The sequence below is a fragment of the Aquitalea sp. LB_tupeE genome, from assembly GCF_013391415.1.
In the GTDB taxonomy this organism is placed as follows: Bacteria; Pseudomonadota; Gammaproteobacteria; order Burkholderiales; family Chromobacteriaceae; genus Aquitalea.
In genome coordinates, this window is the sequence record NZ_JACAXB010000030.1 from 95,688 (window position 1) to 108,499 (window position 12,812).

The window sequence follows — 12,812 nt, forward strand, 5'->3', positions numbered from 1 at the left end:
CAAAGAAAAGGCGACCCGCAGCGCCGCGAAACCCCGCCCCAGCCGCACCGCCCAGGGCGCGGCCGGAACTTGCGTCGCGCTAGCGTCGCGCCGCTTCGGACAGCCGACCGCTTAACACCCTGGGCGGCACGTCTGCGTCGGCTTGCGCTGACGGGAGTTAGGCCTCGTCGGGTTTGTTCTGGCCATCCTTAAAACGTCTGTGGGATTTGAACCCACAGCTTTGTTAGATAAAACTGGATTTTCTACTTTTCCTCACAACTTCCACCGAACCGACGCGCCCCCTTGGTCCCCGTCAAGCATGCCGACGGGTGGCCGGGGCGAGGTGTTAAGCGCCTGCCCTGTCTGAGCGATTTGACGTTAGCAAATCGCGAGTTCAGGCGCGCCTCGCCCCGGTCGGGCCCTGTCGGGCAGCCGCAGGCCATGCTTGTGGGGTGGCCTTGGCGGTGAAGGAGGGCTTGGCCAGGCAAGCCCTCTTTCCCGTCCGCCGCGCGGAAGCGGCATCAAAACCATCATCCGCGTAAGCGGATATAACCCCCCTTATTCAACGACTCCAAAATCAGCAAACTCATCCTCCACTACCGCCACCGTCACCCCCTCGCACGCCATCTTTGGCACCAGCAAGCGCCCGCGCGGGCTGGCAATCAGCGCGCAGGGCTCGCACACCCCGTCCACGCCCACATTCTGCTGCACCCAGGCGGAGGGCTGGCCGGTCCAGCCGCGGGCGGCGACGTCGGCGCGGGCAATCACCCGCAAGGGCAGGTCGTGGCGGGCGCAGAATTCCAGCAGGCCCAGTTCATCGGCCTTCAGGTCGATGGTGGCGACCTCGCGCACTTCGCTGAGGCTGCGTCCGGCCAGCGCTTGCAACACCGCCTGTTCGATGGCGTCGGCGCTTTTGCCACGACGGCAGCCTATGCCCAGCGTCAGCGGCTTGAGTGCTTCGGTTGCCGTGGTGATGGCCGGGATGGCGCCGGTCAGGCGGGCAATCTGGTAGGCCAGTGTGTTGGCACCGCCTTCGTGGCCGGACAGTAGCGGAATGGCAAAGCGCGCGGCTTCGTCCAGCACCACCACGGCCGGGTCGGAGAGCTTGCTTTGCGGCAGGCCATCCAAATAGCGCACGGCAATGCCGCTGGCCATCAGCAATACCCATTGGCGGTGCTGGTGGAAAACGGCGGCAAACTGCTGGCGCGCGTTGTCATCCGGCTGCTGCCAGGGTTGGTAGACAGTGGCATCCAGCGCGCTGGCCAGTTGCCGCGCCAGCGGCAGGGCAGATTCGCGCACGGTCCAGATGGCGGTGTGGCTCACGAGGCTTGCTGCTCCGGGTCCTGTTCCGATTGTGCTGGCAGTTCCGGCTTGCGCTTGCTGGGGCGCGGGGTTTTGCGGTCGCTGCCATCGCGGAAGATATGGGTGAAGCCAGCCGCGTACAGGCTGGATTCCACCCCGCCTTCACGTGACAGCGCAGCGCCCACCAGCAGCAGGGTGGTGAGCAGCCAGTCTTTCTGTTTGACCTCGGATAGCAGCGTGCCCAATGTGCTGCGGTGGATGGACTGGTCCGGCCAGCTGGCGCGGCGCACCAGTGCCACCGGGGTGTCCGGCGGATAGTGCAGCAGCAGGTCGGCCACGGTGTATTTCAGCCGCTGGCCGGACAGGAAGATGCACATGGTGGCCTGGTGTTCGGCAAAGCGGGCGATGGATTCCAGCTCCGGCACCGCGCTGGCACGGCCGGAGACGCGGGTGAGGATGATGGATTGCGAGACGGCCGGGCGGGTCAGCTCGCTGCCCAGTGCTGCCGCTGCGGCGGTGAAGGAGGACACGCCGGGGACGATTTCGTAGGCGATGCCCAGCGCTTCCAGCCGACGCATTTGTTCGGCGGTGGCACCATAGATGGCCGGGTCGCCGGAGTGCAGGCGCGCCACGTCGATATTGGCGGCCTGGGCGCGGCGGTAGCAGTCTTCCTGCTGGTCCAGCGACAGTTCTGCGGTGTCCAGAATCTCCGCCCCCGCGTTGCAATGTTGCAGCATGTCGGTGGGCACCAGCGAACCGGCGTACAGCACCATGCCGCAACTACCCAACAGGCGTGCGCCGCGCAGGGTGATCAGGTCGGCAGCACCGGGGCCGGCACCAATGAAATAGACTTTCATGAATGACGTTTCTCTCTCGCCTGGCGGCGGATCAGCATGGTGGCCAGATAACCGCTGGCCGAGGCGTCCAGCTGGCTGACATCCGGACACAGAATTTCATCGGTCAGGCCGATGCGGCGGGCAAAGGCGCAATGCTGGGCAATGCCCAGCCGCGCCAGCAGGGCCAGCACGTCCGGCAGGCGCTGGCCGATTTTCATCAGCACCACGATGTCGTGGCTGGCGATGTCCGCTTCCAGCGCGGCCATGTCGTCCGGGCAGGGCAGAATCAGCATGCGTTCCTTGCCTTCGCCCAGCGGCCAGGACAGCGCCGAGGCGGTGGCGGCAAAGCTGGTGACGCCGGGAAAGGTGGTGTGCAGCAGGCCGGGCAGGCGTTCGCGCAGCGCGGCCAGCAGGTAGCCGTAGGTGGAGTAGGTCATGCTGTCGCCGATGGTGAGATAGGCGACGTTGCGGCCTTGCTCCAGCTCGGCGGCCACGCTGGCGGCCAGCGCGGCGTAGTGGTCGGCCAGCAGGCTGCGGTCCGGGTCCATGATGAATTCCACGTCACGGAATTTGCCGGCATCAATGGGCAGGCCGTCCAGACATTGCTGTGCCACCGATTGCTCGCTGCCACGTGCGCGCGGCAGGTAGATGATGTCGGCCTGCTGCAGGGCTTGCAGCGCAGCCACCGGTATCAGCCCGGCCTGGCCCGGGCCTACGCCCACGCCAATGAAATGTCCCAGTTCACTCATGTGTGTCTCCGGCGGCCTCGCCCAGCGGCGTGCCGTCCATGCTGAACAGCCGTACTGCCACGCGGCGGGCGCTGGGCAGTCGGCTGTGCATGCGGGTGGATACCCGCTGTTCTATCGCCATCCAGAAGGCGTGTGCCTGCGGATGGCCTTGCAATATCTGCACGATGTTTTCCACCGTATTGGCCTGGCGGATGGCCTGTACCAGCGCCGCGCTCAGGCCCAGTTCCGCTGCCAGTTGCGCCACATCGCCCATGGCCATGGCGCTTTTGCCGGAGTGGGTGTCCCATACCGTGGGGTCCAGCAGCTTGGCCAGCTTGCCGGGATGGCCCAGCACCCACAGCGTGTCCAGCACGCGGCCTTGTTCCTGCAAAATGGCCTCGGCCTGTTCCAGCGAGCTGCCGACAAAGTTGGCAATCTGCACCACCTGTTTTTTCGGCAGGCCCAGTACGTCGGCGGCGTAGCCACGGCCTATCTTGCCGGGGGTGAAGGCGATGGCAGCAGGCAAATCACCCAGTGCCACGCGGATATACACCTCGATGGAGGCCATCCACGCGGCCAGTGACATCGGCTCGACAATGCCGCTGGTGCCCAGAATGGAAATGCCGCCGACAATGCCCAGCATGGGGTTGAAGGTGCGCTTGGCAATGCGCCCGCCTTCCACGCAGCCGATGGCCAGGTCAAAACCGGGGTCGGCACGGCCAGCCAGTACCTCGGCCACCGCCCATCGCATCATCTGGCGGGGGACCGGGTTGATGGCCGGTTCGCCCGGTGGAATACGCAGGCCGGGCAGGGTGACGGTGCCCACGCCTTCGGCGGCGATAAAGCGCAGCTGGCCGCTGCCATTGCGCCGCACCTGGGCAAAGATGGTGGCACCGTGGGTGTTGTCCGGGTCGTCGCCGCCGTCTTTCAGCACTTCGGCGCGGGCCGTGTCTGCTTCCAGCAGGTCTACTGCCTGTATCGGTACGGTGAGGTAGTAGTCCGGGTCGGGCAGGCTGATGTCCACTTCGCTGGCGCGCGTCCCGTCCAGCAGGCAGGCCAGCGCGGCTTTCACCGCGGCGGTGGCACAGCTGCCGGTGGTACGACCCCGGCGCAGGCCGTTGGGGGCCGGCACCGTCAGGTCGTAGGGAACGCGCCGTTCGTGGGTCATGCGTTTTGCGCCGCCTGTTGCTGCTGGTAAACGTGGCCGATGGCGTCAATCATCAGTGCATTGACGACGGTGGCCGCCCACGGCGAGCCGCCACGGGTGCCACTATTGGTGATGCGCGGCACTTGCAGCAGGCCGCGCAAGGCGTCCTTGCATTCGCGGGTGCCGACAAAGCCCACCGGCAGGCCGACGACCAGTTGTGGCCGCCAGCCGTGTTCGCGCACCAGCCGCACCAGTTCCATGATGGCAGTGGGGGCGTCACCAATGGCCACGATCACGTCATTGCCAAACTTCTCCCAGGCGCGGCGGATACCGGCAGCCGAGCGGGTGAGGCCGTGGGCTTCGGCCAGCAGATAGGTTTCCGGGTCGTGCACGCCGCACCAGGTTTCCACTTCCAGCTGTTGCAGCACTGCGCGCTTGAGGCCGGTTTCCACCATGGTGACGTCGGTGACAATGCGACGGCAGCGCAGCAGCGCGCGCATGCCAATGTCGGCCGCGCCGGGCGAGAACACCAGTTCGTCGACGCTGCTGAAGTCGCCGGTGGTGTGTACCAGCCGGTGCAAGGCGGTGTGCTGTTCCACCGGGAAGGCCGACCAGTCACGCCCCTCGCGGATGATGCGCATGCTTTCCGCCTCGATGGGGTGTGGCACATAAGGCGGCCAGGCGGGTGCCGCAGCTGGTGCACTGCTGCTGTCCTTGGCCAGCAGGCCGCGCACCTTGCCGTGATGGCCTTGTTGCGGCGTGCCCACTTGCTGTTCGAAACCGATGATCTGCACCCGGTATTTGCATAGTGAGCAGTTCATGCTGGCGCGGCCTTCCACGCCTTCCTGTGCGCGTTCCAGAAACACCTCGGCCACATGTTCGTGCACGCCCAGATACGGCGCGGACAGCACTTCGATGTCCGGGCAGCGCGCGGCCAGATCGTCCACCGCACCGTAAATGCGCTTGACCAGCACGCCATCAAACAGGAAGTAAGGCAGTACCACGATGCGCGCAAAGCCCAACAGGCTGGCCGCTTTCAGGCCATCGGCCACCAGCGGGCGCGCGGTGCCGGAATAGCAGACAAAGGACGCGCCAAAGCCCATGCCTTCTTCCAGCATGCGGGTGAGTTTTGCGATTTCCGAATTGGCGTCCGGGTCGGTGGTGCCACGGCCCACCACCACCAGACAGGTATCAGTGCGCGCCACGGTACGCGGCGAACGGGCTTCGGCCTCGATGATGCGCAGGCGGCACAGTTCCAGCAGGCGCGGGTGCAAGTCCATCGCCGCGCCAAAGTGGAAGGTGGTGTCCGGGTGTTCCTGTTGCAGCGCCAGCAGTTCGCTGGGCATGTCGTTTTTGGCGTGGGTGGCGGCCAGCAGCACGCCGGGGGTCATCACCACCGTGTTGGCACCATCGGCAATGGCTTCGGCCACCGCCTGGTCGATGGTGGGCGTGGCGAATTCCAGAAAGCCGTGGTAGATGCGGCGCTGCGGTGCACGCTGGCGCATGAGATCAACCAGCGCCATGAATTCGGTGATGCCGGCCGGGTCGCGGCTGCCATGCCCGGCCAGTACGATGCTGTAGTCCTGCGTGCTCATTGCGCCTGCTCCGGCGTGGGCAGATGGCTGGGTTCGATCTGGCTGGCCATCGGCGTCTTGGTGCGGATCAGCATGATGCTCATGTCCGAGCAGCGGTGTTCGGCGCACTCGGCCAGCGTGCCGTGCCATTCGGCTTCGCCACGGGTGAGGTTTTCCCATACTTCCACTTGCTGATCGGCCGGAATGCCGTTTTCCAGCAGATAGGCGGCGATATGCCAGGGCATGAAGGAGCGGGCTTCGTCCCAGGGGCAGGGAATCACGATGGCATTGCGCTGGTCTTGCAGCACATGCACCAGATGGCGTTTGAACGGGGTGAGGTCGCCACGGCGGTGGAAGGTGATGAAGGTGGTTTCGTCAAAACACACTTTGGCGCGCGAGGCCAGCACCTGGGCTGAGGACAGGCCGGGCATGGTTTCCACCGGGTGGCCGCAGGCGCGCTCCACCCGTTCCAGATACTGGAAGCCGCTGAAGTGGATGTCGCCCATGAATACCACCACGCAGTTCTTGCCAGCGTGGTGCAGCTTGGCCACTTCGTCCAGCTGGGCCACCTGGTCGCGATAGCCCATCTGGATGACTTGCGCGCTGTCCGGTATCAGCGGGCGCACCACGTCGATGACGGCGTTGAAACCGGCCACCACGTCGGCATTGGCAATGAGGTCGGCCGAGCGGCGTGGCAGGTAGCCGATATCGCCGGGACCGGCACCGATGCAGATAATCATGTCTATTCCTTTATGCAGCGCGACGGCATCAGCCCAGTCGCGCCTGAATCGTGATGGTGAGTTGTTCGCTGGACAGCTGCTCGCACGGCAGGTATTCCGCCCGCATGGCCTGGGCCAGCTCGCGGGCGCGGCCCAGCTTCACATACGCTTGTTCGGTATCCAGTACCAGCGCCGGGATGGCGGCATCGGCCAATCCCTCTGCCAGTTGCAGGCTTTGCTGCCATGGGTCGGCATGGTCTTCGCCCAGTGCCACATTGGCTCGGCCGTCGCTCAGCACCACCAGCAGCGGCGACAAGCCCTGCGCGCCCTGACGGCCCAGCGTGCTGGCGGCCAGTTGCAGCGCATGCGGCAGCGGGGTGCGGCCGCCGGTGGGCAGCGCGTGCAGCGCCTGTTCGGCCTGTTCCACCTGACGGGTGGGCGGCAGCACCAGCTCGGCCTGACGGCCACGGAAGGCGATGACGGCAATCTGGTCGCGGCGCTGGTAGGCGTCCTGCAGCAGGCTGAGCACCGTGCCCTTTACCTGTTCCATGCGCTGCTGGGCGGCCATGGAGCCGGAGGCGTCCACCACCAGCACAATCAGATTGCCCTGTTTTGCTGTACGCACCTTGTCGTGCAAGTCGGCGCGGGTGACGGCAAAGTCGGCCGGATTGCGCTGGATGGCATGGCGCAGGGTGGCGTCCAGTGCCAGCGCCTGCGGCTGGGCATTGGGCACGGCGCGCACGCTGTGGCCACGGCGGGCATTCAGCACCGTGCTGCGGCGGCCGCTGGCCTCGCTGTCGCTGCTGTGGCTGGTCAGGCGGATGGTGCCGATGTCCTGCGGCGCACGGGCGGCGAAAACTTGTTCGCCGCCATTGTCCGGCTGTGATGGCTCGTCCTTGCTGTCTTCTGTGGGGGGAGCTTGCGGCTCGCCCGGCTGTTGTTCTGTGGTGGCGGTGTCATCTGTTGCGCTGGCGGGCGGCGGCGGATTTTGCGCTTGCTGGGTCAGCTCATCCAGCTTGTCCTGATCCAGCCCGCTTTGCTCGAAAGGCTTGCGGCGGCGGCGGTGCGGCAGTACCAGCATGGCGGCCGTGCGGATGTCTTCGGCGCTGACTTGCGTCCGTGCATCCAGCGCGGCCAGTGCCCGTGCCGCCTTGTGCAGCACGATGTCGGCGCGCAGGCTGGCTACTTCAAATTCGCAGCACAGCTGGCTGATGAAGTCGAACAGATGATCGCTTACCGTGACGCTGGCCAGCATGGCCTGGGCCTGACGAATCTGTTCTTGCAGCGCGCTGCCTTCGGCCTGCCAGCGGGCGGCAAAGCCTTGCGGGTCGGCTTCGAAAGCCAGGCGGCGGCGTACCACCTCGCTGCGGATGGCGGCATCGCGCGGGGCGGCTACGTCCACCATCAGGCCGAAGCGGTCCAGCAGTTGCGGGCGCAGTTCGCCTTCTTCCTGGTTCATGGTGCCCAGCAAGGTGATGCGGGCCGGGTGGCTGATAGACAAGCCTTCACGCTGCACGGTGTTGACGCCCATGGCGGCCACATCCAGCAGCACGTCCACCAGATGGTCGGCCAGCAGGTTCACTTCGTCGATGTACAGCAGGCCACGGTGGGCATTCGCCAGCAGGCCGGGCTTGAAGGCCTGGCGGGCTTGCTTGAGCGCCTGTTCAAAGTCCAGGCTGCCCAGCACGCGGTCTTCGCTGGCCCCCAGCGGCAGGTTGACGAAGGGCACGGCGGCATCTTCCGCCACCGCGTGTTCGCCCTGACAGCAGCTGCATTCGGGCAAGGGGGAGGCCGGGTCGCAGTTGAAGGCGCAGCCGGGCACGCGGCGGATGGGCGGCAGAATGGCCGCCAGCCCGCGTGCGGCGGTGCTCTTGGCGCTGCCCTTGTCACCACGGATCAGCACGCCGCCCAATGACGGGTCCACTGCGCACAGCAGCAGTGCCTGTTTCAGTTGCTCCTGACCGACGATGGCGGAAAACGGATAAATCTGTTTCATGTGCGGCCTTGCGGATGTTCGCCACGTGCTTCCAGCATGGCTTCGCTATTCAGATGCAGTTGTTGCAGCGCGGCCAGCGTCTCTGGCTTGGGCTGTTGCCACAGCTGGCGCTGGGCGGCTTCCAGCAGGCGTTCGCTGATGGCATTGAGCGCCCACGGGTTGCTGTCGGCAAAAAACTGCTGCATGGCCGGGTCCAGCGCGTAGCGGGCGGCCAGTTCCTCGTAGACCCAGTCGTCCACCACATGGGCGGTGGCATCGTAACCGAACAGGTAGTCCACGGTGGCGGTCAGTTCCAGCCCGCCCTTGTAGCCGTGCTGCTGGATGCTGGCAATCCACTTGGGGTTGGCCACGCGCGAGCGGAACACCCGCAGCACTTCTTCCTTCAGTCCGCGCACTTGCGGCTGGTCCGGATTATGGCTGTCGCCAAAGAAGGCGCGCGGCTGGCGGCCGGTCAGGCTGCGGATGGTGGCAATCATGCCGCCGTGGTATTGCAGGTAGTCGTCGCTGTCGAAGATGTCGTGCTCGCGATTGTCCTGATTGTGCAGTGCCACCTCCACGCCGGACAGGCGATGGCGCAGCGCGTCGCGCGCATCAGCCCCCTGTACGTCGCGTCCATAGGCATAGCCGCCCCAGTTAAGGTAAGCGGTGGCGAAGTCGGCGTCGGTCTGCCAGTTCTGCTCGTTGATCAAGGGCAAGATACCCGCACCGTAGCTGCCGGGCTTGGCACCGAAGATGCGCAGCAACGCCGGTTCGGCGGTGTTGTCCGGCAAGGCTTGCAGCAACTGCTGGCGCATGTCGTCCAGATAGTGTTTGCGCAGGTAATTGTCTGCCGGGTCTTCGTCCAGCATGGCCACCGCCTGCACCGCGTCGTCCACCAGCGCAATCAGTTGCGGGAAAGCATCGCGGAAAAAGCCGCTGATGCGTACCGTGACGTCGATGCGCGGGCGGCCCAGCTTGGAGAGCGGAATCACCTCGATGCCCGCCACGCGGCGGCTTTCCGCCTGCCAGCGCGGACGCACGCCCAGTAGCGCCAGGATTTCGGCAATATCGTCACCATGGGTGCGCATGGCGCTGGTGCCCCATACGCTGATGCTGACCGATTCCGGATAGCTGCCGGTTTCCTTGCGATGGCGCGCCAGCATTTCATTGGCCAGCTGGCTGCCTACCTGCCAGGCGGCTTGCGAGGGCAGGCCGCGCGGGTCTACCGAGTAGAAATTGCGCCCGGTGGGCAGGATGTGCGCCATGCCACGGGTGGGCGCGCCGCTGGGGCCTGCCGGCACATAGCCACCGGCCAGACCACGCAGCAGGTTGTCGATTTCCTCGTGAGTGCGCGCCAGATTGGGCAGCAGTGCCTGCTGGATATAGGCCAGCACCTGTTGCAGAGCCTGGCTGTCAACGGCCTGCGGCAGGACGGCGGCAATGATGGCGGGCAGCGGCGAGCTGACCGGGGCCAGCAAGCGGGCCACCAGCTGGCGGGCCAGCTGATTGATGTGGTCGATGGCGTCGCTGCGGGTGTGCAGCAACTGCGGGCTGCTCATTTCCAGCGGTGCGGGCACGTTTTCCAGCCGACGGCCCTTGTCATCCTGCAATGCCTGCCAGTCCACTCCCAGGGCTTGTGCCACGCTGGCGGGCAGGCTGGGTACGGCCAGATTGGGCAGGCGGGTGAGGGCACACAACATGTCCACCAGCGCCTCGCCTTGCGGGGCCTGGCCCAGGATGTGCAGGCCGTCGCGGATTTGCGCCGCGCCCAGTTCGCACAGATAGCCGTCGATGTCCTCGATCAGGTGGGCCACGTCCACGCCCTCCATCTTGGCCAGCGTCAGCGGCACGCCGTCGGCATTCAGCGTGTCATCCCATTCGTGGGCATGGTCGTGGCCGTGATCGTGTGCATGACCGTCATGGTCGTGGTGGTGATGGCCGTGTGCATGATCATGATGATGGTGATCGTGGCCATGCCCATGGTGATGATGTGCATGGTCGTGATGATGGTGGTCATGCGCGCCATGGTTGTGCGCTGCGCCCTTGGCCACCGGGCGGAACTGCATGCCGGCTGCCTTGGCGGGGGCTGCTTTTTCTGTCTTGGCCGGCTGGCGCAGGCGGTAGCCCGCTTGCGCTGCCTTGGGCGCATGCGGGTGGACATGGTCATGGTGATGGTGGTCATGGTGATCATGCGCCGCATGTTGGTGATGGTGATGACCGTGTTCATGCTCATCATGGTGATGATGGTCGTGCCCCAGCATGGCGGCCAGGTCACTATCCAGCTTGGCTTCCTTGATCAGGTCCCAGATTTGTTGCTGCAACAGTGGCAGCTTGTTCGGGTCCAGCATTTCCACTTGGTAGTACTCGTCTACCAGCTGGGTGAGCTGGGCCAGCGGGCCGTAGGTGTCGGCGGTGGTCATTGGCGGGGTCAGGTGGTCGATGATCACCGAATGGGCGCGGCGCTTGGCCTGCGAGCCTTCACCCGGATCGTTCAGGATAAAGGGGTAAAACATGGGCATGTCGCCCAGCAGCGCGTCGGGGAAGCAGTGTTCCGACACCCCCACGCCCTTGCCCGGCAGCCATTCCAGCGTGCCGTGCTTGCCGACGTGGACGATGGCGTCGGCCTGCCATTCGTCGCGCAGCCAGCAGTACAGCGCGTAGTAGTGATGGGTGGGCGGCAGGTCCGGCGTATGGTAGATGGCGTCCGGGTCCATGCCATAGCCACGCGGTGGTTGCAGCGCGACAAAGGCATTGCCCACTTCCATACCGGCGAATACCAGCTGGTCGCCATCCACATATGCTGTACCGGGTGCAGCGCCCCAGCGCTCCAGCATGCGTTGTTGTAGTGGAGTCGGCAGCTGGGCAAACCATGTCTGGTAGCGCGCCAGCGGCACGCGGGCCACGGCCTGGCGCAGTTGGTCGGCGCTCAGGTAGTCGGTGTCGTAACAGCCACGGTCGATCAGGCTGTGCATCAGTGCGTCGCTGCTATCCGGCAGCGGGCCCATCCGGTAGCCATTGGCCTGCATGGCTTGCAGCAGCGCATACAGCGAGGCGGCGGAATCCAGCCCCACCGCATTGCCCACTTGCGAGGCCTTGCTGTTGGAGTTGGTAAAGATAAAGGCGATGCGTTTCTCCGCCGCCGGGGTGTGCTTCAGCCGCGCCAGCCTGGCGGCAATGCCAGCCAGACGGCGCATGCGGTCTGGCAGTGGCTGGTAGTCGCTGCTGGCCGGGTCTGCCGGTTTGAACGACACCGGTACGCCGATGATGCGGCCGTCGAATTCCGGCAGCGCCACATTCATGGCGGTGTCCAGCGGGTTCAGTCCGCGTTCGGATGCTTCCCACTGCGCCTGGGTCATGCTGCTGGTGATGGCTTGCAGCACCGGGATGTCCAGCTGTTCGAAGGCTTCCACTGCCCAGCTGGCCTGGGTGGCCCCCTCGGCATTGACTTCGCCCATGGCAAAGGATGTGGTGTTGATCAGCACGCAGGGCTGACCGGCACGTGGGTCGCGCAGCAATTGCAGCGCGGCGGGCAGGCCGCTGTCGTCCTGGCTGCGCAGCGAGGAGGTAAACAGCGGTAGCGCGTTGATTTGCCGTTCGGCCAGCATGTCCACCAGCAGGTCGATAAAGCGGGTGTTGCCGCTCAGCCAGTGGGCGCGGTAAAAGCTGATGGCCACCGTGTGCCAGCCGGGCTGACGGATGGCGCACCAGTCATCCAGGTCGCATCCGTCCGACAGTTCCGGGTGATACAGGCCGTGTTCCGGCAGTGCGGCTGGCGGTGTATAGCCGTGGCCGGTCAGCAGCAGGCGGTCGGACAGATAGCGCATCAGCTGCGCCATATTGCTGCTGCCACCGGCTTGCAGATAGGCATTGGCATCTTGCTGAATGGCGGGGGGGACGGTGCTGAGGGCTGCCAGTTCCGGGTCTGGCTCGCCGGTGCCACTGAGGATGATCAAGGCCTGACGCCGTGCCAGCGCCTGTTGGCGCAAGCTATCGAAAGCGGGAATGGCCTGCACCCGGCCCAGCACGCGCAGCAGCAGGATGCGGGCGCTGGCCAGCGGGCCGTCCAGCAGTTGCTGCATGTGGTTTTCATCGGCGATGTGTTGCAGGGCAATGCCCGACACCGGGCTGAAATCCTGCGGCCAATGCACACGGCCCAGCGCGGTGAGGTCGGTACCGGCATGGCTGAGCAGCACGATGCCGCCGTTATTGTCATGCGTCATTGCGCGCTTTCCGTGTTGACATCGCCCGCGCCCAGGCGATGGAAGATCAGGGGTTCCACCGGTACGCCGCCGTGCAAGTGCTCGCTGACGATGCGCTGTACCGCGCTGGCATCCACCTTGCGATACCACACGCCCTCCGGGTAAACCACCATGATGGGGCCTTCCTTGCACACGGCAAAACAATGGCTACGCGTGCGTTTCACCTTGAGGCCGTCGCAGGCGTCAATGGCCTGGCCCAGTTGCTTGAACATGGCTTCGGCCTGCTGGCCGTTTTCGGTACAGCGCGGGCCGGTACACATCAGCACGTGTTTGTAATGCAATCGCATGCGGTT

At 65.4% G+C, this 12,812-nt stretch carries 9 protein-coding genes; all 9 read right to left on the reverse strand.

The features are described from left to right. Window positions 1–537 precede the first annotated feature (537 nt). The 9 genes from HWX34_RS15435 to HWX34_RS15475 are packed head-to-tail and all read right to left on the reverse strand — an operon-like array spanning window position 538 to window position 12,806. Complete coding sequence (locus HWX34_RS15435) at window positions 538–1,302, reverse strand: cobalamin biosynthesis protein (protein WP_178973068.1); 765 nt, start codon at window positions 1,300–1,302, stop codon at window positions 538–540. Then, complete coding sequence (gene cobM, locus HWX34_RS15440) at window positions 1,299–2,138, reverse strand: precorrin-4 C(11)-methyltransferase (protein WP_178973069.1); 840 nt, start codon at window positions 2,136–2,138, stop codon at window positions 1,299–1,301. Before cobM ends, HWX34_RS15435 begins: the two co-directional genes overlap by 4 nt. Beyond that, the gene (gene cobI / locus HWX34_RS15445) at window positions 2,135–2,866 is read right to left on the reverse strand and encodes a precorrin-2 C(20)-methyltransferase (RefSeq protein WP_178973070.1); all 732 of its coding nucleotides are present in this window, start codon (window positions 2,864–2,866) and stop codon (window positions 2,135–2,137) included. Before cobI ends, cobM begins: the two co-directional genes overlap by 4 nt. Beyond that, window positions 2,859–4,013 (reverse strand): cobalt-precorrin-5B (C(1))-methyltransferase CbiD, encoded by a 1,155-nt coding sequence (gene cbiD, locus HWX34_RS15450; protein WP_178973071.1) that lies wholly within the window; start codon window positions 4,011–4,013, stop codon window positions 2,859–2,861. Before cbiD ends, cobI begins: the two co-directional genes overlap by 8 nt. Next, a complete protein-coding gene (locus HWX34_RS15455; RefSeq protein WP_178973072.1) occupies window positions 4,010–5,587 on the reverse strand; it encodes a precorrin-8X methylmutase in 1,578 nt (525 codons plus the stop codon). Before HWX34_RS15455 ends, cbiD begins: the two co-directional genes overlap by 4 nt. Then, complete coding sequence (locus HWX34_RS15460) at window positions 5,584–6,324, reverse strand: cobalt-precorrin-7 (C(5))-methyltransferase (protein ID WP_255497160.1); 741 nt, start codon at window positions 6,322–6,324, stop codon at window positions 5,584–5,586. Before HWX34_RS15460 ends, HWX34_RS15455 begins: the two co-directional genes overlap by 4 nt. A 10-nt stretch (window positions 6,325–6,334) precedes the next feature. Further along, window positions 6,335–8,281: a putative cobaltochelatase gene (locus tag HWX34_RS15465; RefSeq protein WP_178973073.1), complete on the reverse strand. Its 1,947-nt coding sequence runs from the start codon at window positions 8,279–8,281 to the stop codon at window positions 6,335–6,337. After that, a complete protein-coding gene (locus tag HWX34_RS15470) occupies window positions 8,278–12,480 on the reverse strand; it encodes a cobaltochelatase subunit CobN (RefSeq protein WP_178973074.1) in 4,203 nt (1,400 codons plus the stop codon). Before HWX34_RS15470 ends, HWX34_RS15465 begins: the two co-directional genes overlap by 4 nt. After that, window positions 12,477–12,806 (reverse strand): ferredoxin, encoded by a 330-nt coding sequence (locus tag HWX34_RS15475; RefSeq protein ID WP_178973075.1) that lies wholly within the window; start codon window positions 12,804–12,806, stop codon window positions 12,477–12,479. The genes HWX34_RS15470 and HWX34_RS15475 overlap by 4 nt, the downstream gene beginning before the upstream one ends. Window positions 12,807–12,812: the final 6 nt, after the last annotated feature.

Excerpts from the sequence above, each read along its gene's own strand:
- cobM (WP_178973069.1), bottom strand. The coding sequence starts at position 2,138 with ATGAAAGTCTATTTCATTGGTGCCGGCCCCGGTGCTGCCGACCTGATC.
- cobI (WP_178973070.1), bottom strand. The coding sequence starts at position 2,866 with ATGAGTGAACTGGGACATTTCATTGGCGTGGGCGTAGGCCCGGGCCAG.
- cbiD (WP_178973071.1), bottom strand. The coding sequence starts at position 4,013 with ATGACCCACGAACGGCGCGTTCCCTACGACCTGACGGTGCCGGCCCCC.
- HWX34_RS15455 (WP_178973072.1), bottom strand. The coding sequence starts at position 5,587 with ATGAGCACGCAGGACTACAGCATCGTACTGGCCGGGCATGGCAGCCGC.
- HWX34_RS15465 (WP_178973073.1), bottom strand. The coding sequence starts at position 8,281 with ATGAAACAGATTTATCCGTTTTCCGCCATCGTCGGTCAGGAGCAACTG.
- HWX34_RS15470 (WP_178973074.1), bottom strand. The coding sequence starts at position 12,480 with ATGACGCATGACAATAACGGCGGCATCGTGCTGCTCAGCCATGCCGGT.
- HWX34_RS15475 (WP_178973075.1), bottom strand. The coding sequence starts at position 12,806 with ATGCGATTGCATTACAAACACGTGCTGATGTGTACCGGCCCGCGCTGT.